This window comes from Haloarcula sp. CBA1122 (genome assembly GCF_009741785.1).
Classification (GTDB): Archaea; Halobacteriota; Halobacteria; order Halobacteriales; family Haloarculaceae; genus Haloarcula; species Haloarcula hispanica.
This window is the reverse complement of sequence record NZ_WPCB01000038.1, coordinates 1-19,759: the sequence shown is the minus strand read 5'-3', so window position 1 is coordinate 19,759 and position 19,759 is coordinate 1. Positions and strand designations below refer to the sequence as shown.

Sequence of the window (19,759 nt, the reverse complement as noted above, 5' to 3'; positions counted from 1 at the left end):
TGTTTTTACTTCCGCCTGTCCGATTACTCGGCAATGTCGCCGACCGTTGGGGTTGTCCTCCCAGCCTACCGTCCCGACATGGACCAGCTCGGGACCTATATCGCCGCTATCGACGATGCCCTCAATCCGCGGACTATTGTCGTCGAACTCGATGCGCCACGAGACGGCGTCCCTGCACAGCTCCGTTCGCTCCCGGCAGCGGTCCACACTGTGCCCTACCGTCGCGGGAAGGGCGCAGCGATCACCGCCGGGTTCGAGCGACTGGAGACCGACGTGTTGGCCTTCGTCGACGCCGATGGGTCGACACCGGTCCGCTCGCTCGAACGGATACTGGACCCGGTCACCGACGGCCGAACGGACCTCGCTGTTGGCTCCCGCCGTCACCCAGACGCGACGGTCGCTACCCATCAGACGTTCGCCCGGCGGTTCCTCGGCGACGGCTTTGCGTGGCTCGCCGGCCGGTTGCTCGACGCGCGGCTGTACGACTATCAGTGCGGTGCGAAAGCCATCGACGCAGCCGCCTGGGAGCGCGTCCGTGACCATCTGTACGAGCCCGGCTTCGCGTGGGATGTCGAACTGATAGCTATCACCGCGGCGCTGGACCTGTCTATCGAAGAGGTCCCAATCGAGTGGGAGGACAAGCCCGGCTCGACGGTGTCTCCGATACGGACGTCGATAGACCTGCTTGAGGCACTGTTGACAGCCCGCCACCGGTCGAAGCAACTGCGCGATGATCGCTTCCACACGGCTCTGGCCGATCACCTCGACGAACCAACTGCCCTTGTCGAGAAAGACCGATGATGGACATCGAACAGCAGGTTCGCCGCGTCGTTCCCGACCGGTTCGAGTCACTCGTGTCGGGCGTCCGGTTCGGCCAGTTCGTCTCCGTCGGTGTCGTCGGCGCGATCAGCGACAACACGGTCCTCGCCGTACTTGGCCTGGCGTTCGGCGTCAGCGATATGTGGGCCAAAGCCGCCGGCGTCGAGACGGCCATTCTGGTGATGTTTCTCGTTAATGAACACTGGACGTTCGCCGGCCAGGGTGACACCGGCCGCCGTTCGTTCGCCAAACGGCTCGGGAAATCCCATCTGGTTCGGTCCGGCGGCGTCGCGGTACAGCTCGCCGTCTACTGGCTGCTTACGCAGTGGCTGACGGTTGAACTCGTCGTCGCCGGAACTGACCTGTGGTTTATCGCTGCGAGCCCGCTCGCGATTGGAGTCGCGATGCTGGTCAACTACGTCGCCGAGAGCATCTTCACCTGGCAGGTCCACGCGGACGAGTGAGAATAGCGCGTTACTAACTCACGGACGGCACTCGAATCACAACCCTTAATGAGGGGACCGGACTACGAGAAGGTAGCGGGATGGGATAGCCAGGAGATTCCGGCGGGCTCATAACCCGCAGATCGGTAGTTCAAATCTACCTCCCGCTATATTCTGTCGCTCACAAATCCGTGAGCGACTGGAGAAGTCCAGTAGATTTGACCGAGAGAACACCGAGCGATAGCGAGGTGGTCGCGTTGTTCAAATCTACCGTCCAATGTTCTCGCGCTGCAGACTGCTTTCAGCCTGTTCACCGCTATTGCTCCCTGCTGTACCCTTCTCCGGCCGCTGTGAGTGTTCGGTACAGCGTGGCGACCAACGCCGCGACGAGCAGCACGCCAAGGACCTGTGCAGCCGTGTTCTGCGTCTCGAATGCCCACGGGAGCGACAGCGCTACAAACCCGACAGAGACGATAAGTCCGGCGAGTGTCGTGACGGTGACTAACAGATACCGGGCAGCACGTTGAAATGAACCGCCGCGGTCCAGCGTAGCGAGCCCGTGTCGCTGTACCATCGCCCCCTCAAGCGCCAGCCAGAGTGCCAGCAGTGCGGCCACGCTGAAGCCGATAGTTCGGAGCGGGTCCGGAACCACGACTCCTATTAGCTCGGCGACAGTTCTGCCCGCGAAGACGAGCAGCCCGAGCGTCAGTGGCCCAAGCAAGACAAGTGAACTAAACAGTGCGGCGAAATCCTTCGTGAGGGACCGAATGGAGGGGGACACAACAGCCAGTGTCGGCTCAGGTTTTTGTAAGCCTACTGGTGACTACTGGCGGCTCGCCCTCGCCTCGCTACAGAACCGTATCAACAACCGCTCTAGTCGTCGCCGTGCTCGTCGACGATGGTGACCTCGCCGTCGATGACCTGAACGTTGATCAGCGTCTTGGCGTCGTACCCCGCCTCGTCGAGCTTGTTCGTCCCGTCGGCTTTCTTGATGACACAGACGATGTCGCGGATGTCCGCGCCGATGTCTTCGAGCGCGCCCGTGAGTCCGGCCAGCGTCCCACCGGTCGAGAGCACGTCGTCGAGGACGAGCACTTGGTCGCCCTCGTACACGTCGTTGACGTACATCTCGCTCTCGGAGTAGCCGGTCACCTGAGACAGCGATACCTCACCGTCGAGTCCGTACTGGCGCTTGCGGACGACGACGAGTGGGATGTCGGTCATCAGCGAGACGGCTGTGGAGATGTGGATACCCATCGCCGCCGGTGTGACGATCTTGTCGACGTCGTCGAGTTCTGCCTTCCGAATGATCTTGATGACGATTTCGCGCAGAAGTTCCGGTCGAAGCATCGGGACCCCGTCGCTGATGGGGTGGACGAAGTAGTGATAGCCTTCCTTCTCGATAATTGGCGCTTCGAGTAGGGACTTCTTGAGTCGGTCCATGCCGTCGGTACTACAAGCCCGTACTAAAATTCTCCGTCACCGACTCAGTAGAGTGCCAGCAACTCACCGAGCGCTCGCATCATCGGCAGGAGGTGCGAATCACCCAGTGCGTAGTACTCGACGGTGGTCAGGAGTAGAAACACCGTCGCAACGCCCGTTGCGGCACCGAGAAGCACTGCACCGGCCTGCCCGGCTCGGTCTTCGGAGCGACCACACAGTGCCCAGATACCGAGTGGAATAGCGATTCCAAGCGCGAGCAGCGCGTGCAACTGGAACGCTTCGCCGATGCCGTTCACCGTCAGCGCGACGAACACTACGGTCACCTGCCCGCCGATCAACACTGTCCCCGCAACTGTCCAGAGGAACACGTCCCAGTGGTCCGCGAGGCTCCCGCGTACCGCTGGGAGCCGCACGAACAGATACACGCCGAGCGGATAGAGCGGGAACAGATACCGGGCAGTCACCTGCGCGTGCAGCGGCAAGCGGCTGTTGTACAGCAGGACGACGCCGACGAACGCCGTTATGGCGAACGCGTCCACGACACGGTCGGCGCTGAGCGTTCGGTCGGCCATCGACGAGGGCAAACGCAGCCGTCGGAGGACTGGAAGCGCGCCGAGCATAGCAACGAGTACCGGCGCAGATTCGAGCAGCGAGAGATTGACGGATTCCTCACCGGTGTTATCGAGCGCACCGTCCGCGCTTCCCGACCGCACGAACGCGTGGTACACGTCATCTGGTTGCTGCTGGAGCGTTTTGAGTCCCGAAACGAGTTCGCCGCCAAGCAGCAGCAGTGGCCGCACCCCGCTTTCCACAGTCCCGAGCAAGGGTGCCAGCGGCGTGAGCAATCCACCGGACCCGCCACTGCCGCCACCACCGCTCGTGCCGCCTGTTCCGTCTCCCCCGGGGGAGCCGCCACCGGAGATCAACCTCGGGGGTTTGATCGGCGACCCGGAGATGGCGATATTAGTGAGGATGAACGGCAGCAGGGAGAGTGCAAAGACGATGCCGATACGAGCGAGCGTTTGCGGGCTATTGTCCGGGGCGGTCGGGATATCGACCAGTGCCAGGGCGACACAGAGCAGGAGCGCTTCCGGAGCGTGTACCCACGCGTACAATCCCACCAGCGCATATGCGAGCGCGCGGAAGGTTCGCCGCTGCGTGATAACCGGCCCATCCGCTGGCTTGCGGCTCCGATAGAGGCAGTACGCGATGCAGACGACCACCGTCCCGGTGACAGCGTGGCGCTTTGGCACCGTCGCCCAGAAGGCCAGCGGTGTCCCGGCTGTGAGCACCACGGCGCTCAGGAGCCCCAGCCGGCGTGTGTGCATCCGACTGAGAAGCCGATAGAAAACCACCGGCGTAAACGCCGCGATGAGGAGATGCGTCAGTTGCAGCGCGTACAGATGGGTTCGGCCGGCGTCGAGTGGCTGTGCCAGCGCGACGTTCAGTCCGAACAGTCCCAGCACGGCAACGGTACCGCCGTAGAGGACCCAGTCACCGTCGGTGTAGTGACTGCACTGGACCACCAGTGCCAGCAACGCGAGCGACCAGAGCGCGACCAGTGCAATCCGGAGTTCGACGACAGCGGTGAACAGGTCGAGCACGAACACGGCCGGCAACGAGAGCACGATGACGCCGTAGTTGCGCGCGTACCACTGGCCGCCGTATCCGTTCGCCCCCGGCGTATCGAGTCCAGGGCCGTAGACCGCCTCGGTCATCGCTAGCTGTCCGTTCGAGAGGCTATACAACCCGTTTGCCAGCGTGTAGGAATCGTTTATCAGGAATGCCGTCCGCCACACCAGCCCGAACAGCACGACCGTCGCGAGAAACACAGTCAGGCCGAGTCGGTCGCCGAACAGCACCGAGTATGCCGTCTCGCGGGTGTTCGACAGCGCGGGCGTCCGCTGTCGGAGACGCCCGACGAACTCCGTCGCCGTCATTCGACCACCGATATCGTGACGTTGCGCGTCGCCACTACGCCGTGGCCAGCCTCGTCGCGCTTGCTCACCGTCACTGTTCCGTTGTACTGTTCGCGCTCTATCTCCCCGTCGGTGAACGTGTCCGAGGCCAGCGTCAGGTCGTAGGTATCACCGGCTGAGTCGTCCAAGAAGTGATTCGTCGTCCGCGTGTACCCCAGTTCCTCGATTGTGAGTTCGTAGACGAGTGTCGGCCGACCGGTCCGATTCGCGAAGTGTACGCGGACCGGCGGCACGCTGAGGTAGTAGCTTGCCGCGCCGTAGGACCCTTTCTCAATCGTTACTTCGTCCGGCATTTCAACTGTGGAAACCGTGACATTGCCAGATTCGAGTGCGACCGACTCTGGCTCGGATGCCAGCGTGACGCCGGGGACCAGCGGGCCGGAAAGCAGTGTGACGCCGAGTATAATGGCGATTACACTGGTGACAACAGCCCGCGTTCTTTCCATTGTTACCAGTCACTAGATATCTGGTGATAAAAGTGTCGTGGAGAAAGTGCTGTTGCTCGTCGATTGTAAAAAATCAAAAAGTCGGTGATAAATTACGCCTGCGGACCAGAGTCTTGTGCGAGCGTTGCAGAAGAATCGCCTTCTGCCGTCTCGTAAACAACTCTTAGGTCATAAGCGTCCGTCACGGCGACATTCATTGAAGTTCCCGCTGAAACTTCGCTTGCACCTATGGTATTACTGTTCCCGAAGGTTGCATCTCCGGAAGTGTCCGAATCAAGGTCATATTTACTAGAATCAGTAATATCTGCTCCTCCCGTATCATCTGCGTCCGTAATTCCTTCTCCGCGCACATACAGTTCATTTCCATTGATTGTGTCGCCTCCATCATGAATGATGTTCACGACACCGTAGCCGTCGGCTCCTGTGCTCTCATCGAAATCCCATGAGAAGCTAGCCTGTGGCGTTGCCTGCTGTGCCTGGTCACCGAGACCAAGCACAAAGGAGGCGATTACTGCGGCCAGAATGACCGTGATTGCGACCATCAGGATAACCCCGATGACCGGCGACACTGCGTCGTCGTCGTGGATGAGTTGTTTGATATCCATGGTTTGTTCGACGCACACCGCGAGTGTGACCCGAGTAGGAACCCCCTATACATCGAAGGATTTCCTTACCGGCTCGCGGGGTGTGCTGACTCAACCACATGAGATGTGCCCACTTATACTCACAACACGTTTTAGCCGTTCAACGTCGCCTTGAAAGCCTTCAAGGCTGGCTGTACCGCCGAAATCGATATGGCGGTGCGTGGATAGTTCAGCGGTAACTGAGACAAACGAAACAGCGCAAGCCGTGAAACAAACAGGAGTTTAGTTGTCGGACTCGGCTTCCTGGGCCACATACTCGGTCAGTGTCATCTCACGACCGGCGTAGGTGTGATAGCCCGCGGAGACGCTGAGTACGACCGCGATCAGCGTGGCCCAGACCAGCGGCGGAATTGCCGTGAAGGGATAGACGCCGACCCAGAGGATCGTCACGACTGCCAGACTGACCGCGCCGAGCGAGAGGTAGTACTCGCGCCAAGGGAACTCGCTTCCCGGCACGATTTCGAGATAGACGGTGAGTTCCTCCGTGTGTGCAGTCTTGGAGATCGTCCCGTTTTCATCGTCGTAGTCGATGATACCCGTCTCATCCATCCGCGGGAGATGAGACTGCTGTAACGTGGTGTAGACGCGCTTCCGTTGCGCGCTCGTGACTTCGGTGTTCGGGCAGTCGTACTCCTGTGCGGCGACGTGTGACGCGAGGTCACCGAGCTGTACCGGCCCGTCGTGTGCCCGTAGATACTGCAGCGTGTAGCGACGCCGTTCGTTCTGCAGGACGTCGAATATCTCTCCTTTGGAAAGGTCATCCTCCGTCGTGGAGTCCGACCGTTCTACCTGCTTACTCATATCATATTCTCCAGTTCCCCACCACCCATCGCAGGGAATACAGCCAAACTCAGAGTGTTCATCAGTTATAAACTCACGGATTTCACTACCGGAAAAAACGATATATCGCGAGCTTATGCGTCAGGTCCGGATGCAGTGGCGAGCGTTGCGGAGTTGTCGCCGGTAGCCGACTCGTAGACGACGCTGAAGTCGTAACCGCCGCCGGTCACACCGACAGTGAGCCGGTCGCCTGCAACCACCTTACTGTTGCTTCCGCTTGCATCGCCGCCACTAGAGAGCCACTCGGCATTATTGCTTGTCACATCTGAAGAAGAGCCACCTATCCCGGACCCTCGAATATACAGATTGCTACCTTTGATTGAGTCTCCCCCATCGTGGGTGACTGTCACCTGTCCGTTGTCATCTGCACTACTGTCGTACTCTGTACTAAAGCTAGCTTGCGGTGCCGTGTTGCTGACCTGATCGCCCAGACCGAGGACGAACGTTGCGATAACGGCCGCGAGGATGACCGTGATTGCGACCATCAGGATGACCCCGATGACCGGCGACACAGCATCGTCGTCGTTGAAGAATCGTTTGAGTTCCATTGTTGTGTCCGCACGCATCAACAGGTCCCCCTGTTATGCCGTGCTTATCGAATCGTAGCTATGGAGATATATAAGTCTGCACCTGTATTATCAGAGACTGTAATCACTTCCTCTGCTAACAACTATTTTGGGGTGTTTGAACCCAGTTATTTCCGATTGAACCCGCAATTATCACAGAATATGTTTTTAGAACATCATGAAAGGGCCAGCAGTGCCACCGTAACGAAGACTGCGAGGATGAGGATGCTGAGTCCGATACCGGCCCGCATCGGATGTGCGAGGCTGTCGTCGTCACGAAGCCGTGCAACCACGTCGTTCGGGGAAGTCACTGTTCGCGTGATGATGCCCGTCGCACGGACCACTGCACGGTCGACGGCGGCGTACAGTTCGGTCACGCCGACGACGAGGCCGCGGGAGCCATAGAAGACGGCGGGGTTGTACAGCGAATCGACGTCCGGGACGCGGCCGAGCTTCGAGAGGGGCTTCTTTGTCACCGCGAAGCCGACCAGTCCGAGGACAGCGAGCGCGACTCCCTCAATGAGATGGGGAATGGTGTAGGTCTCGTAGACGTGGTCGACGACGGCCCCGCTCGTCACGTCGAACGGAAGGATAGTGAACAGGGCTGTGTCGTACACACCGTAGATGATACAGAGCGCGGCTACGGACACCATGGCGATGCTTTGGCCGCGGTTCGCGTCCGGCACGCTGCCGTCGTATTCGCCGTGGAAGAACGCGTAGTAGCCGAACTTGATGAACGACATGAACGTACCGACGCCGCCCAGCAGCAGCATCCACTCGAGCGTATAGAACTCTCCGAGCGGGAGCGGTCCCTTGCCGAAGGTGTAGTGGCTTCCAGAGATGATGATGCCCTTGCTGACGAACCCGTTGAAGCCGGGGAAGCCGGCGATAGACAGCGCAGCGACGGAGAACGCCCCAGCGGTGATGGGCATCTCTCGCCAGAGGCCGCCGAGTTTCTTCAGGCTCTCCGTACCGGTCCGGTAGATGACGACACCGGCGGTCATGAACAGCAGCCCCTTGTAGAGGATGTGGTTGAATACGTGCGCGAACGCACCGGCCTGAGCGAGCGGCGAGCCGATACCGACGCCGGCGACCATGTACCCGACCTGGGACTGGATGTGATAGGAGAGGAGCCGCCGCATGTCGTTCTGGAACAGTGCGAACAGCGCGCCGAAGATAGCCATCCCGCCGCCCATGTACGCGATGGCTTCGTGGCCGTTGGGGAACGCGCGGTACATCCCGTAGACGCCGGTCTTTGTGGTGAACACGCAAAGGAAGACGCTGGCGGCGATGTGCGGGCGCGGATAGGTGTCGGGTAGCCACGCATGCAGGCCGATGAAGCCGACGTTGACGCCGATACCGATCGCGGCCAGCGCGGCGGCCAGCCCGGACGTGATGCCGGCCGTCTCCGGGCCGCCCGGCACCGACGCGAACAGGAACGTCTCCACCTCGACGTAGTGCCGGAGGATGGCGGCCATCAACAGCGTGCCGCCCAGGCCGTGCAGCAGTGCGTACCGGAAGCCGGCCCGGACTGCCTTGCCGCCGTAGTGCCACACCAGCAGCGTACTGGTGACGGCCATCAGCTCCCAGAAGAAGATGAGTGTGAGCCAGTCGCCGGCGAACACGGCCCCGAAGCTCGTCGCAACATACGAAAGCGCGAACGCCGTCTGTGTGGTGTCGGCCTCACTGGCGTAGGAGTAGAGCACGGCGACCGCGGCGATGAGGCCGAAGATGATGCCCATCAGCCGGGAGAACGGGTCGACGTTCAGGAGGACGGCCTCAAAGCCAAGGAAGCTGTCTACATGGAGGTGTGCACCCTCAGGGACCACGACTGCCCATGGCACCGCCAGCGCCGGGACGAGCGCACCGACGGCGTGCCCGGCCCGCCGCGGGAGTCGGGACACGACGATTGCCAGCGCGAGCAGTATGACCACCGGCGGAACCGTCGTCAGCATCGACATTAGACGACCACCCCCGGGAGATTCTCGACGATAGTATCGACGATTTGCAGGAAGATCGCCGTGTGTGGCACCGTCCCCAGCAGGAGCGACAGCGTGGCTGCGGTGAGTATCGGCCCGAGCATAAACCACGTACTCTCGCCGCCGCGCCAGCCGCGGTCGTCCCAGCCGCCTGCGGGTGGGCCGCCGTGGTGTTCGTGTTCTTCGTGGTGCTTGCCGAGATGGTCGACGTGCTGTGGGTCCGGAACATCGCCCTCGTCGGAGTGACCGTCGGCAGCGCCCGATTCGTGGTCCTCACCGCCGTCGGCCCGAACCTCGTCTCGCCCGCCAAGTGGTCCCCCGATGAGCGGCTTCTCGTCGTGGCTCTCCGGCGACTCGAAGTACGCCTGGTAGACGATGGGCCAGAAGTACGCGATGTTGAGCACGCCGGAGACCAGCAACGCGGCGGCGAATACGAGCCCGCCATCGAGACTCAGCGCGCCGATGACGAGATACCACTTGCTGACGAACCCGGCGACCAGCGGAATCCCGGCCATCCCGGCCGCGGCGACGGCGAAGGCTGCCATCGTCAGCGGCATCCGCTTCCCGATGCCGGCCATGTCGCTGATGTCGTCGGTGTGAGTCTCGACGTGGATCGCGCCGGCACAGAAGAACAGGGTGAGCTTCATGAACGCGTGGGCGGGGATGTGGAGCAGGCCGCCGGTCAGCGCCTGTCCGTGGAGTAGACCCAGTCCCAGTACGATATAGGAGAGCTGGCTTATCGTCGAGTACGCCAGCCGCCGCTTGAGGTTGTCCTGTCTGAGCGCGATGATACTCGCTGTCAGGAGGGTAAAGGCCGCAATCGCGGCGAGCGGGAGGCCGACGCCGAGTTGCTCCATCGTTCCGGTTCCGTACACGTCGAGGACGACCCTGGCGATACCGAACACGCCGCTTTTGACGACGGCGACGGCGTGCAACAGTCCGGACACCGGCGTCGGCGCGACCATCGCGTCCGGGAGCCAGGAGTGCATCGGCATCAGTGCGGCCTTGACGCCGAAACCGGCCGCAAGCAGGGCGAAGGCCGCCCGCGCTAACGTCGGGTCGGCCGTCGCGAGCGCTTCGATACCGCCGGGCGTGAATGCGGTCGTCCCGGCGAGGACGAACACGAGGACGGTCCCGCCCAGCACAGCGACGCCGCCGCCGAAGGTGTACGCGAGGTACTTCCGGCCGGCGGCGCGGGCCTCGTCTGTCTCGTCGTGGGTGACGAGCGGGTACGTCGACACCGTCAGCAGTTCGTAACAGACGAACAGCGTCAGCAGGTTCGACGCGAAGGCGACGCCGATAGCCGACGCGAGGCTGGCGGCGAAGGAGGCGAAGTATCGGGTCTGGGCGTGTTCGTTCAGCCCGCGCATGTAGCCGATGCTGTAGAAGCTCGTGACGATCCACAGCAGACTCGCGAGCAGGCCAAACAGCAACCCGAGCGGGTCGACGCTGAACGCCAGTTCGATTCCAGTGGCGAACTGTCCGATTGCGAACTCGTACTCTGTCCCGCTCAGGACGCCAGGGACCATGCTCGCAATGATCCCGAACTTCGCGAACGCGACGAATAGGGTCACCCCCTCCCGTACGTTTGGTCGGCCCTTGAGCGAGAGAATCGCGGGGATGGCCACCGCCGAGACGAGGATTGCCAGGATTGGGCGTAGCGAATCAGTCATTGGTTTAGAAGGGGTGGAAGTGTGTCCTCAAGCATTGCTTGTAACTCCGGTACGGCTGCGGTCAGCGCGACCGCGAGTGCGGCCGCGATGACGACGACGGCGATCATCCCGAACGAGACCGCCTGTCCGCTCCCGTCCGTCACGGGAGCCTCAGCAGGTGTCTCCTCCGAGTGGATGGTCGCCTCGGCGAAGTAGAGCCGCTCGACGAGGCGGGCGAAGTACGCGAGCGTCAGCAGGGTACTCGCGAGTAACACGGCCACGACGGGCCAGTTCTCGGCGTTGACCGCGCCGAGGACGATGTACCACTTGCCGACGAAACCGACCGCCGGCGGCACGCCGACCATCGCCAGCGAGAGCACGGCGAAGCAAAACGCCGAAATCGGGACGCGGCTCCCCATCCCGGCGTAGCCGTTCACCGTCGTCGCGCCCGTCTTACGCTCGATGACCCCCGTTGCCGCGAACAGCCCGCCTTTCATCACTGCGTGGCCGAGCAGGTGGACGGTCGCGCCGACGACGGCCAGCGGGGTCGCGATGGCGAATCCGGCGACGACGAGGCCGAACTGCGACACCGAAGAGTACGCGAGCATCCGCTGGACGCTGTCCTGTGAGACGGCGAGTGCGCTCCCCGCGATGATGCTCACGCAGGCCAGGCCGACCAGTGCCCAGCGAGCGACGGGCACGGCCGTCAGGAACTCAACGGTGAACACGGAAAACAGCAGGCGAGCGAGCGCGTACGCCGAAACCGTCGAGACGAGCGCCGAGATGAACGCGCTCACGGTGTCCGGCGCGTTCGCGTACGCGTCTGGCTGCCAGGTGTGCAGCGGGAACAGGGCGACTTTCACCGTCAGCCCGCCGATCATCAGCCCGAACGCGGTCAGGACGAGCGTCGAGTCGTAGGCCGCCATCTCCCCGAGTTTGCTCGCCAGATCGGCCATGTTGAGCGTCCCCGTCGCCGCGAGCAGGTAGCCAACGCCGAGCAGATACAGCGAGGCCCCGACGGTCCCGATGATGAGGTACTTCAGCGCCGCGACGGCGGCGCTCGCGTCCCGGCCACTGGCTACGAGGCCGTACGCTGCAAGCCCCGTGATTTCGAGGAACACGTAGAGATTGAACACGTCGCCGGTGACGGTCATCCCCGTCAGGCCGGCGACCAGCAGCAGGTACAGGCCGTAGAAGGCGTTCGAGTGCGGGCCGGCCTGTCGGGCGTACGCGAGCACGCCCAGTGACACGACGGCCACGAGCAGGGCGACGGCCCCTGAGAGCCCGTCGACGACGAGTTCGATGCCGTACGGGGCGGCGAAACCACCGACCGCGTAGGAAACGGTCCCGCTCGTACTGACGGTCCACGCCAGCAGGCCGGCCAGACCGGCCTGGCCGACGAGCGTCAGCGTCGCGACTGGCCACCCTGCCCGGTCGCTCACGAGGCTGGCGACCAGCGGCACCGCGCCGCCGATAATCGGCAGGACCACCAGTAACACAGGGAGTTGTTCAATCATAGTAGAGCTGTTTGAGTTTATCTTCGTCCAGCGTCCCGTACTCGGTGTAGATGCGGATGATAAGCGCCAGTGCCACGGCGGTCAGGCTCACCCCGACGACGATAGCGGTCAGGATGAGGACGTGTGGCAGCGGGCTCACGTAGGGGCCGCCGCCCTCCTTGATTATCGGCGGATCCCCGCCGGCCCGGAACGCGAGCGTGATGAAAAACAGGAAGATGCCCGTCTGGAAGATGTTCATGCCGATGACCTTCTTCACGAGGTTCTGGGACTCGATGAGCATGTAGAGGCCGATACCCAGCAGGAGCATCACCGCGAAGTAGTTGTAGTGTGAGTTCAGCAGTTCAAACATTAGCTCTCATCCTCCGGTGAGTCGACGGCGTGGCCGAACCCGGCCGCGAGCAGGAAAAAGAGGCCGATGGCAACGCTGGCGACGATACCACCGATGGCCAGTTCGACGAGCTCGATGGCGTAGGCGACCACATGCGAGATGAACTGTTCGTACAGGTGGTATTCGAGGAAGTTCCCGCCCAGGAGCATCGTTCCCAGACCGATTGCTGCGAACGTGAGCACGCCGCCGGACGCGAGCGCGGCGACGACGCGGACGTCGAGCCAGTCCCGGGCCGCATCGATGCCGTAGGCGAAGGCGAGCATCATCACGACCGACCCGGCGATGACCCCGCCCTGGAATCCCCCGCCGGGGGAGTTCGCGCCGTGGAACATCACGAACAGCGCGAAGGTGAGGACGAATGGCGACACCACGCGGACCGTCGTCATGATGATCGTGCTCTCGACATAGAGCCCGGTTCGCTCGTCGCTACTCATGCGAACACCTCCTGTCTGAGGACGGTCAGTGCCGCCACGCCGGCGGAAAAGACTACGACCGCCTCACCAAGCGTGTCGAATCCACGGTAGGCCGCGAGCACGGCCGTTACCGCGTTGTGGACCTCCGTGTCCGCGTATGCGTTGTCGATGTAGTGCTGTGTTACCTCGCCGCTGACGACGGGGTTTGCCGCGCCCTCCGCCCCAACGGCAGGCAGCGACGGAACCGTCGCGATCATGACGACGACGAACGCGCCGACCAGGACGACGGTCGGGACGCTGATCGACTCGAACAGGCCGTTTTCCTGTGGCCGAACGGTGTTTGCCAGCGCCAGGATGAACAGGATCGTCATGATGCCGGCCCCGACAGCCGCTTCGGTCAGCCCCACGTCAGGGGCCTCAAGCATCACCCAGATAATGGAGATGCCGAGGCTGTAGGCGGCAAACGCCATCAGCGACGCCAGCACGTCACGGAGTACGGCCGCGCCGATAGCACAGCACAATACGAACACCAGCAACACTCCCTCGATGAGCGAGAGCGTCATGACTCGCCCTCCTCATCGCCGGCAGTCCACGGCTCGATACCCTGGTCCTGTGCCGCCCGTGCGACGGCGTGGGCGGCGGTGGGGTTCGTTAGAAACATAAACACCAGCAGGAAGACGGCTTTGATCGTCGCGAGGTCGGTCTGAATCGCGAGCGCGGCGGCCCCGATAGCGAGGACGGCACCCAGCGTATCGCTCTTCGAGGCCGCGTGCGTCCGAGTGTACACGTCCGGCAGTCTGACGATGCCGACCGAGGCGACGCCACCGAAGAACGCACCGACCAGTGCGAGTACGACGATCCCCCACTCCAGCGGCGTCATAGCACACCCCCGTGTTCGACGTTGAACTTCGAGAACGCTATCGAGAGCAGGAAGTTCAACAGGGCGTACACGAGCGCGATATCGAGGAACAGCGGCTTATCGAGCGCGCCGGAGACGAGCGCGATAGCGATGACGGTGTTCGTCCCCATCACGTTGACCGCGATGACTCTGTCGTGGTCCGTCGGCCCCGCGAACACGCGGTACAGCGACACGATAGCGAACAGGACGAACGCGCTGGCGATCGCCAGCAGCGCCGCCTCGAACTCAATCATCGTCGGCCACCTCCGGGTCGTCGATGTCGCTCTCGATTGTGCCGTCGCCGTCCCCCTGCCCCCGTTCGCGCGGCGAGGGAATCGCTGCGGCCTCCCGGCCGTAGAAGACGAACCGGACGGCCCGTTCGAGGCCGCCGTCGAACAGGTCCTCGCGCGCACTTCCGGTGAGCGAGTGGATATCGAACGCCTGTTCGGAGACGCTGACGGTGAGCGTCCCGGGCGTCAGCGTGATGCTGTTTGCCAGCGTCGTCACCGGCCCGTCTCCCCAGATGGCCGCCTCCAGTTCGACCATCTCGGGGTCGATTGGCAGCGACGGGTGCAAGACGACGTAGGCGATTTCGAGGTTCGCAATTGCGATCTCTTTGAGGAGGTACGGGATGTAGAGGGCCATCCGGGCGAACTGCCCCGGAACCCGTGTCAGCGACGGCTGGCGACTGAACGCGATCGGCGCAAGCAATGCAGTGACGATAGTCGCCGTTATCGCGCCAGTGAGGAAATCCAGCGGTTTGTACGAACTCAACAGCAGATAAAACAGGTACGACGCCCCGAAAATGGTGAGATACTTCGGGAGTGTCGCGGCGCGAGCGAGCGCGGTCGACCGTGCCGGCCGCTCGACGGGTGCGGTCTCGACGTCGATATCGCCCCGGACGAGTTCGACTTCGAGCGGCCGGAGCATCGGCGTCGTGCCGCCCGGGTTGAACTCCGGATCGAGGACGACCCGTTCGATGCTGTGTTCGTCGGCGTAGGCCAGTATGACGTCGGCGTAATCGCCGGGGCTGAACAGGTAGCGGTCGGCACCGATGACGCCCAGTTCCACGTCGAGGTTCGACGGTGGGTCAGCACCCAGATCCTCGTCGAGCCAGACCTCGATGCGGTCGAGCAGGTCTTTGGCCTGGCCGAGTTCCGTCTGCGCGTCGGGGTCGACGGCGCGCGTGCTTGCGACGGCGACGAGATGCAGGGATACCTGTTGCTGTCCCTCTCTGGCCGCCGATTCGGCCTGTTCAATGGCGTAGGCGACGGTGTTACGGACCGTCACCGAATCGGCTACTGGCACGAGCAGGCGACGGGGTGGTAGTACAGTCACAGTATCTGTTTAGAAACTCCGAATAGCGGTTCGTCGGGCAGTACTGTCGTTATCGGACCGGAGCAACGGAACACGCAAAACTATTTCGTAATCGGTTACGCGGTCAGCCACGACTGGACAGATGGTCACCGATTTCGTCGGCGACACGAGCGCCGAGTCCCTCCTTGTCCCCGACGTACTCCGTGGCCGTGTCCGCGTCGACGAGCAGGGCGCGCGTCTCGTCGGCCCCCATCACGCTCGCGTCGTTGGCGACCACGAAAGTCAGCCCGGCCCGCTCGCGTATCTCGCGGGCGCGCTCGATCAGCGTCTCGTCGTCACCCTCCGTTTCGACCTTGAACCCGACGATAGGGAGGTCGGGGTGGGCCGACCGAACGGTGTCGATGAGCTTCGGCGTCGGTTGCAGCGTCAGCGTCAGTTCCGCCTGTCCGCTCTTGATTTTCTCCGGTGCCTGCTCGACGGTGTAATCCGAGATGGCGGCCGCCGAGACCAGCGCGTCGGCCGAGTCGGCGACCCGACGAACGGCCTCGGTCATCTCCGCGGCTGATTCGACCTGCTCGACGGTGGCGTACGGCACGTCTGGCCCGTCGTGGACGAGCGTCACGTCGGCCCCGCGGGCGTAACAGGCCCGTGCGACTGCCCGGCCGGTCCGCCCCGATGAGCGGTTCGAGAGCGTCCGCACCGGGTCGACTGACTCCGTGGTCGCACCTGCGGTCACGACGACGTGTTCGTCTGCAAGCGGCCGGTCGTCCGCGGCCCGTGCAGTCGCCGTGACGATGGCCTCCTCCGTTGCAATCTTGGCTTTCCCTTCCTCGATCCGCGGGTCCACGAAGTCGACCCCCCAGGACTCGACGCGGTCGATGGCGTCCAGCACGCCGGGGTGGTCGTACATCGGTTCGTGCATCGCCGGCGCGACGACGACCGGCACGTCCGCGCCGAGAGCGGTCGTCGCACACGTCGTCACAGGTGTGTCGTCGATGGCTCCCGCAACCTTCCCGACGGTGTTTGCCGTCGCCGGTGCGAGCAAGAGCACATCCCCCCAGCCCGAGCGCCCGCAGAGGTCGACGTGCTCGACACTGCCCGTGATTTCGGAAACAACCTCGTTGTCCGTGGCGAACTCGAGTGCCCACGGGTGGATGATGCCCGTCGCGCTGTCGGTCATCACGGCCCGGACGGACGCCCCCTGTCGTCGGAGTTCGTGTGCGAGCTCCACCGTCTTGACGGCCGCGATAGACCCCGACACCCCCAGGACGACGTTGACTCCGGTCAGCATACCTGCCGGTTCGCGGTGCGGGGGTAAAAGCCCCTGTCTCTCCGGCGGGCCTAGTCGCCGTCAGTAGCGGGCTGCTCGTTTCGCGTACCACTCCTGTCGCTGCTGGTACGTGGTCCCCCGTCGTGGGCGTTCAGCGCGAGGGTGAAGGCGGCTATCGCAAGCAGGACCAGTCCGAGCGCGACTACCGAACTGAGCGAGAGTCCGGTCGACGTGGTCGGAACTGCGACCGGAATGAGCACGTACCTGACGAGCATCACGAGCAGGATAGCCCCGGCGAGGACGGCCGCAGTGCCGGTAACGTGGACGAACTCGCTGTCCGTCGTTTCGGCGTCTCGGCCCAACTGGTGGCCGATACTGCTGGCGTGCGCGCCGGCGTCCCAGACCAGCAGCGCCGCCGCGCTCCCGACGAGAACGAGTATCGGTGCGAGTCCGCGCTCCGCTCCGAGCAGCGTCATGACGAACAGGAGTCCGCTCCCGGCCGCGAATCCCGCCACACGTCGGGACAGCAACTCCGCACCGACTAGTTCGGACAGCACCGTGACGAGTCCACGAAGGACGACGACCGAAACCAAGACGCCGAGAAGGACCACGGTCGCCGAGCCGTAGTGGCCGCCCCCAGTATAGGTCGGTGCTACCCGCCGGGTCACGCCAGCGGCCGTAAGGACCAGCGCGCCCAGCAGCAGCACCACTGGGAGCACGATACTGCCGGTCTGCCGCGCCAGCAACCGTCCGGGGTTGTCCCCCAGCCACTGTAGCAGCCACTGCCGGAGCCGTTCGACGACGAGGATACTCAGTAACGCCAGCAGTCCGGCTACAAGGGGGAGGTGGAGCGGACCACTGAGAACGACCCGCAGGGCCGAGCCGAGCACCGGGAGGCTATCGAGGAAGCGGTCGAACAGTCCCTGTGCTGTCGGGACAAACGCCACGAGCAACTGCAGGCCCACGGCGGCTTTGACGTAGCGGTCGACGTCCCACCAGCTCGTCCCCAGCAGGTCCAGTCGGCCGAGCGTCCGGTCGGTCGTCGCCGTGGGTGCCGGAATCCACGATTCCAGCGTCTCCGTGACCCGGTCCAGCAACAACAGGGCGAGGAGGACACCAACCTGTAGCGTCACGAAGCCCACGAGCGGCTGGACCGAGAAGCCGGCAACGACACGGACGAGCACCCAGGGCAGCCTGACGGCAGCGGCGACGGCACAGACGATTGTGGCGCAGATACCGACCACCAGTACCACGAAACTCTCGTCGAGCATCGCCGTGAGTTCGTCCGTCGCGTCGGTCGGCGGCACCAGTCCGCTACTCGCGTCGATGACGACGAGTGTGGCGGCCAGCGGGAACCCGAGCGCCACGACGAGCGACCAGTAGTCAGTCGCCAACAGCGCGGTTCCACAGAACACGCCCGCGCCGATGACGACGGCAACGCTGCCGCCGGCGATGCGGTCGTGGGTATCGCTACGGAGCGCCCAGACCCCAGCTGCGATACAGAGCCCGCCGACGAAGCCGGTCAGGACTAGTATCGGGTCCACGACAGCGACGGCAAGGGCGAGCGAGACGAGCACCGCGACTGTTCCGGCCAGCGCCGCGCTCGATGCCGCCGGCCGACTGTCGAGTTCCGTCATGCCCACCGCTCCGTTGCGCGAATGAGGGCTTTGGCGAGCGGTTCCGCGGGCGTCCAGTCGACGACCCGAACCCTCCCTCGAAGGTCGTCGAGGCGGGCCGTTCGGTCGATTCGTTCGACGGTACTGCCCGGACTGTCCCCGGTCGTCATGTCCGGGCTGACGACCGTGACCGCGTGCCCGTACGCGGCGAGCCGTTTCGCCGCATCGGCCGCCCGGTCGTCGAGCAGGGGCGTACAGAACACGACCTGTGACTCGCTCGGTATCGAGCGGTCGAGCGTCGCCACCGCGTCGCCGCCGTCGGCGATGCCGTACCGGTCTGTCATCCCGGTCGCGACTGCATCCGCCGGGTTCGGGTGCCGGTGTCGAGCAGCGATGAACCGCGGGCCCCCGACGACCCGGTGGCCGCCCCGTTCACAGTCCCCTCTAGAAACGCCTCCAATCGCTGTTCCTGTGCCCGATTGGCCGACGGCTGGAGCGTCTCACAACTGTCGTAGACGGCGGCGCCCACGCGGTTGTCCATGTCCAGTAACGCCGAGCCGACCTGCTGGGCCGCGTAGGCACAGAACTGGACAGCCGTGGGTGCGCCCGCTTCGCCCGCAACGGGATGTCGGGAATCCACGAGCGTGATGACGGTGGCCGCCCGCGTCTCCTTGAACTCGACTGTCGCCAGCTCGTTGGTCTTCGCGAGGCGGTTCCAGTCGACGCGGCTCATCGGGTCCGAGGACTGGTGCTCGCGGATGGCGTAGAAGGCGAGGCCGTTCCCGCCTGCGTCCGTCGGCACGCGCCCGGACTGGGAGAGCGTCTGGCCCGAGAGCGGGACAGTGTCCACACTGGCACTGCACGAGACCGTCGTCTCGACGGTGACCTGCTCGGCGAACTCGACGGTCCCGGTCAGGTTCCGGCAGACGACTGCTACGTCGGTGAACGCGTGGTCCCCGCGCCGGGCTTCGACGGTGTAGGTGACCGAAGCCGACGCTCCGGCTTCGAGGTGAGTGCCAAAGCGCGGGGAGCCGTCCACGACTTCGAGCCGCTCGGGGACGCCGTCGAGGACGCGAACGTCGGGCAGGGTCGCGTCCCCGTCGTTCGTGAGCGTCAGCGTCACTGTCACCTCCGACCCGGGGACCGGGTCGGCCGGTTCGACGTGACGCTCGACCGTGAGCGTCGGTTCAGGGTCGCCGATGGCCGCCTGATAGGCCGCGTACACCAGCGCCACTGCCGCGACCATGAAAACCGCCGGGTTCCCGGTGACGATTCCGGCCCCGCCGGCCACCAGCGCGGCCGAGACGCCCACGTTTCGCTGTGTCGTCTCTCGGGTGCTCATGCACCCTCACCTCGCTGGAGCCGTCGTATCTCGGTCGCCGCCGCTTCGACTTTCCGGTCGAACCCCTCGCCGCTGGCCCAGTCACGTAGTTGCATCTCGATTGGCGGGTCGGGTGCGTCCGGGCCGCCGAGGAAGGCGGCCGCCCGGCGGTCGTCCGTCCACGAGCCAGTACGGACGTCCCGGGCCG

General features: G+C 63.8%; 20 protein-coding genes, 1 tRNA gene and 2 pseudogenes. 3 read left to right on the top strand and 20 right to left on the bottom strand.

Annotated elements, in window-relative coordinates:
* Positions 1–33 precede the first annotated feature (33 nt).
* The 3 genes from GJ630_RS14210 (at position 34) to GJ630_RS14200 (ending at position 1,432) form a co-directional block, all read left to right on the top strand.
* Positions 34–801, top strand: a complete 768-nt coding sequence (locus GJ630_RS14210) for a glycosyltransferase (protein WP_014039681.1) — start codon at positions 34–36, stop codon at positions 799–801.
* A complete protein-coding gene (locus GJ630_RS14205; RefSeq protein WP_014039682.1) occupies positions 801–1,283 on the top strand; it encodes a GtrA family protein in 483 nt (160 codons plus the stop codon). Before GJ630_RS14210 ends, GJ630_RS14205 begins: the two co-directional genes overlap by 1 nt.
* Positions 1,284–1,357: 74 nt before the next feature.
* A tRNA-Met gene (locus GJ630_RS14200) sits at positions 1,358–1,432 on the top strand.
* Between the two features lie 146 nt (positions 1,433–1,578).
* Here GJ630_RS14200 and GJ630_RS14195 read toward each other — a convergent pair.
* The 20 genes and pseudogenes from GJ630_RS14195 to GJ630_RS14100 all read right to left on the bottom strand — a co-directional run.
* A complete protein-coding gene (locus GJ630_RS14195; RefSeq protein ID WP_371727636.1) occupies positions 1,579–2,043 on the bottom strand; it encodes a hypothetical protein in 465 nt (154 codons plus the stop codon).
* A gap of 92 nt (positions 2,044–2,135) precedes the next feature.
* On the bottom strand, positions 2,136–2,705 hold the full coding sequence (gene hpt, locus GJ630_RS14190) for a hypoxanthine/guanine phosphoribosyltransferase (protein WP_004518711.1): 570 nt from the start codon (positions 2,703–2,705) through the stop codon (positions 2,136–2,138).
* A gap of 44 nt (positions 2,706–2,749) precedes the next feature.
* A complete protein-coding gene (locus GJ630_RS14185; RefSeq protein WP_191450133.1) occupies positions 2,750–4,645 on the bottom strand; it encodes a hypothetical protein in 1,896 nt (631 codons plus the stop codon).
* Entirely contained in the window at positions 4,642–5,130 is a 489-nt protein-coding gene (locus tag GJ630_RS14180; RefSeq protein ID WP_191450131.1) for a hypothetical protein, read from the bottom strand. The genes GJ630_RS14185 and GJ630_RS14180 overlap by 4 nt, the downstream gene beginning before the upstream one ends.
* A gap of 92 nt (positions 5,131–5,222) precedes the next feature.
* A complete protein-coding gene (locus GJ630_RS14175; RefSeq protein ID WP_191450129.1) occupies positions 5,223–5,735 on the bottom strand; it encodes a type IV pilin in 513 nt (170 codons plus the stop codon).
* 261 nt (positions 5,736–5,996) lie between these two features.
* Entirely contained in the window at positions 5,997–6,575 is a 579-nt protein-coding gene (locus tag GJ630_RS14170; protein WP_191450127.1) for a hypothetical protein, read from the bottom strand.
* 113 nt (positions 6,576–6,688) lie between these two features.
* Complete coding sequence (locus GJ630_RS14165) at positions 6,689–7,162, bottom strand: type IV pilin (protein WP_191450125.1); 474 nt, start codon at positions 7,160–7,162, stop codon at positions 6,689–6,691.
* A gap of 194 nt (positions 7,163–7,356) precedes the next feature.
* Positions 7,357–9,141 (bottom strand): Na(+)/H(+) antiporter subunit D, encoded by a 1,785-nt coding sequence (locus tag GJ630_RS14160; RefSeq protein ID WP_064288289.1) that lies wholly within the window; start codon positions 9,139–9,141, stop codon positions 7,357–7,359.
* The gene (locus GJ630_RS14155) at positions 9,141–10,832 is read right to left on the bottom strand and encodes a cation:proton antiporter (RefSeq protein ID WP_191450123.1); all 1,692 of its coding nucleotides are present in this window, start codon (positions 10,830–10,832) and stop codon (positions 9,141–9,143) included. Before GJ630_RS14155 ends, GJ630_RS14160 begins: the two co-directional genes overlap by 1 nt.
* Positions 10,829–12,328 carry a monovalent cation/H+ antiporter subunit D family protein gene (locus GJ630_RS14150; RefSeq protein ID WP_058990880.1) on the bottom strand — a complete coding sequence of 500 codons (1,500 nt, stop codon included), beginning with the start codon at positions 12,326–12,328 and terminating at the stop codon, positions 10,829–10,831. Before GJ630_RS14150 ends, GJ630_RS14155 begins: the two co-directional genes overlap by 4 nt.
* The gene (locus GJ630_RS14145) at positions 12,321–12,677 is read right to left on the bottom strand and encodes a cation:proton antiporter subunit C (protein WP_014039689.1); all 357 of its coding nucleotides are present in this window, start codon (positions 12,675–12,677) and stop codon (positions 12,321–12,323) included. Before GJ630_RS14145 ends, GJ630_RS14150 begins: the two co-directional genes overlap by 8 nt.
* A complete protein-coding gene (locus tag GJ630_RS14140) occupies positions 12,677–13,150 on the bottom strand; it encodes a Na(+)/H(+) antiporter subunit B (RefSeq protein WP_008310507.1) in 474 nt (157 codons plus the stop codon). Before GJ630_RS14140 ends, GJ630_RS14145 begins: the two co-directional genes overlap by 1 nt.
* Positions 13,147–13,692, bottom strand: coding sequence for a DUF4040 domain-containing protein (locus tag GJ630_RS14135; protein ID WP_014039691.1), 546 nt, complete (start codon positions 13,690–13,692; stop codon positions 13,147–13,149). The genes GJ630_RS14140 and GJ630_RS14135 overlap by 4 nt, the downstream gene beginning before the upstream one ends.
* The gene (mnhG, locus tag GJ630_RS14130) at positions 13,689–14,009 is read right to left on the bottom strand and encodes a monovalent cation/H(+) antiporter subunit G (protein ID WP_008310505.1); all 321 of its coding nucleotides are present in this window, start codon (positions 14,007–14,009) and stop codon (positions 13,689–13,691) included. Before mnhG ends, GJ630_RS14135 begins: the two co-directional genes overlap by 4 nt.
* Entirely contained in the window at positions 14,006–14,281 is a 276-nt protein-coding gene (locus GJ630_RS14125; protein WP_005535719.1) for a cation:proton antiporter, read from the bottom strand. The genes mnhG and GJ630_RS14125 overlap by 4 nt, the downstream gene beginning before the upstream one ends.
* Positions 14,274–15,317 carry a monovalent cation/H+ antiporter subunit E gene (locus GJ630_RS14120; protein WP_044952163.1) on the bottom strand — a complete coding sequence of 348 codons (1,044 nt, stop codon included), beginning with the start codon at positions 15,315–15,317 and terminating at the stop codon, positions 14,274–14,276. The genes GJ630_RS14125 and GJ630_RS14120 overlap by 8 nt, the downstream gene beginning before the upstream one ends.
* A 151-nt stretch (positions 15,318–15,468) precedes the next feature.
* Complete coding sequence (coaBC, locus tag GJ630_RS14115; RefSeq protein WP_050037638.1) at positions 15,469–16,635, bottom strand: bifunctional phosphopantothenoylcysteine decarboxylase/phosphopantothenate--cysteine ligase CoaBC; 1,167 nt, start codon at positions 16,633–16,635, stop codon at positions 15,469–15,471.
* Positions 16,636–16,685: 50 nt separating this feature from the next.
* Complete coding sequence (locus tag GJ630_RS14110) at positions 16,686–18,251, bottom strand: hypothetical protein (protein WP_191450121.1); 1,566 nt, start codon at positions 18,249–18,251, stop codon at positions 16,686–16,688.
* Positions 18,248–19,572 (bottom strand): annotated as a pseudogene (locus GJ630_RS14105) (DUF58 domain-containing protein). The gene GJ630_RS14110 and the pseudogene GJ630_RS14105 overlap by 4 nt, the downstream one beginning before the upstream one ends.
* Positions 19,569–19,759, bottom strand: a pseudogene (locus tag GJ630_RS14100) (hypothetical protein); the annotation flags it as partial. The pseudogenes GJ630_RS14100 and GJ630_RS14105, both read right to left, overlap by 4 nt.

What these genes read in the sequence shown, in the direction of transcription:
- GJ630_RS14210 (WP_014039681.1), top strand. Translation starts at nt 34, where the DNA reads ATGTCGCCGACCGTTGGGGTTGTCCTCCCAGCCTACCGTCCCGACATG.
- GJ630_RS14205 (WP_014039682.1), top strand. Translation starts at nt 801, where the DNA reads ATGGACATCGAACAGCAGGTTCGCCGCGTCGTTCCCGACCGGTTCGAG.
- hpt (WP_004518711.1), bottom strand. Translation starts at nt 2,705, where the DNA reads ATGGACCGACTCAAGAAGTCCCTACTCGAAGCGCCAATTATCGAGAAG.
- GJ630_RS14185 (WP_191450133.1), bottom strand. Translation starts at nt 4,645, where the DNA reads ATGACGGCGACGGAGTTCGTCGGGCGTCTCCGACAGCGGACGCCCGCG.
- GJ630_RS14180 (WP_191450131.1), bottom strand. Translation starts at nt 5,130, where the DNA reads ATGGAAAGAACGCGGGCTGTTGTCACCAGTGTAATCGCCATTATACTC.
- GJ630_RS14175 (WP_191450129.1), bottom strand. Translation starts at nt 5,735, where the DNA reads ATGGATATCAAACAACTCATCCACGACGACGACGCAGTGTCGCCGGTC.
- GJ630_RS14170 (WP_191450127.1), bottom strand. Translation starts at nt 6,575, where the DNA reads ATGAGTAAGCAGGTAGAACGGTCGGACTCCACGACGGAGGATGACCTT.
- GJ630_RS14165 (WP_191450125.1), bottom strand. Translation starts at nt 7,162, where the DNA reads ATGGAACTCAAACGATTCTTCAACGACGACGATGCTGTGTCGCCGGTC.
- GJ630_RS14160 (WP_064288289.1), bottom strand. Translation starts at nt 9,141, where the DNA reads ATGTCGATGCTGACGACGGTTCCGCCGGTGGTCATACTGCTCGCGCTG.
- GJ630_RS14155 (WP_191450123.1), bottom strand. Translation starts at nt 10,832, where the DNA reads ATGACTGATTCGCTACGCCCAATCCTGGCAATCCTCGTCTCGGCGGTG.
- GJ630_RS14150 (WP_058990880.1), bottom strand. Translation starts at nt 12,328, where the DNA reads ATGATTGAACAACTCCCTGTGTTACTGGTGGTCCTGCCGATTATCGGC.
- GJ630_RS14145 (WP_014039689.1), bottom strand. Translation starts at nt 12,677, where the DNA reads ATGTTTGAACTGCTGAACTCACACTACAACTACTTCGCGGTGATGCTC.
- GJ630_RS14140 (WP_008310507.1), bottom strand. Translation starts at nt 13,150, where the DNA reads ATGAGTAGCGACGAGCGAACCGGGCTCTATGTCGAGAGCACGATCATC.
- GJ630_RS14135 (WP_014039691.1), bottom strand. Translation starts at nt 13,692, where the DNA reads ATGACGCTCTCGCTCATCGAGGGAGTGTTGCTGGTGTTCGTATTGTGC.
- mnhG (WP_008310505.1), bottom strand. Translation starts at nt 14,009, where the DNA reads ATGACGCCGCTGGAGTGGGGGATCGTCGTACTCGCACTGGTCGGTGCG.
- GJ630_RS14125 (WP_005535719.1), bottom strand. Translation starts at nt 14,281, where the DNA reads ATGATTGAGTTCGAGGCGGCGCTGCTGGCGATCGCCAGCGCGTTCGTC.
- coaBC (WP_050037638.1), bottom strand. Translation starts at nt 16,635, where the DNA reads ATGCTGACCGGAGTCAACGTCGTCCTGGGGGTGTCGGGGTCTATCGCG.
- GJ630_RS14110 (WP_191450121.1), bottom strand. Translation starts at nt 18,251, where the DNA reads ATGACGGAACTCGACAGTCGGCCGGCGGCATCGAGCGCGGCGCTGGCC.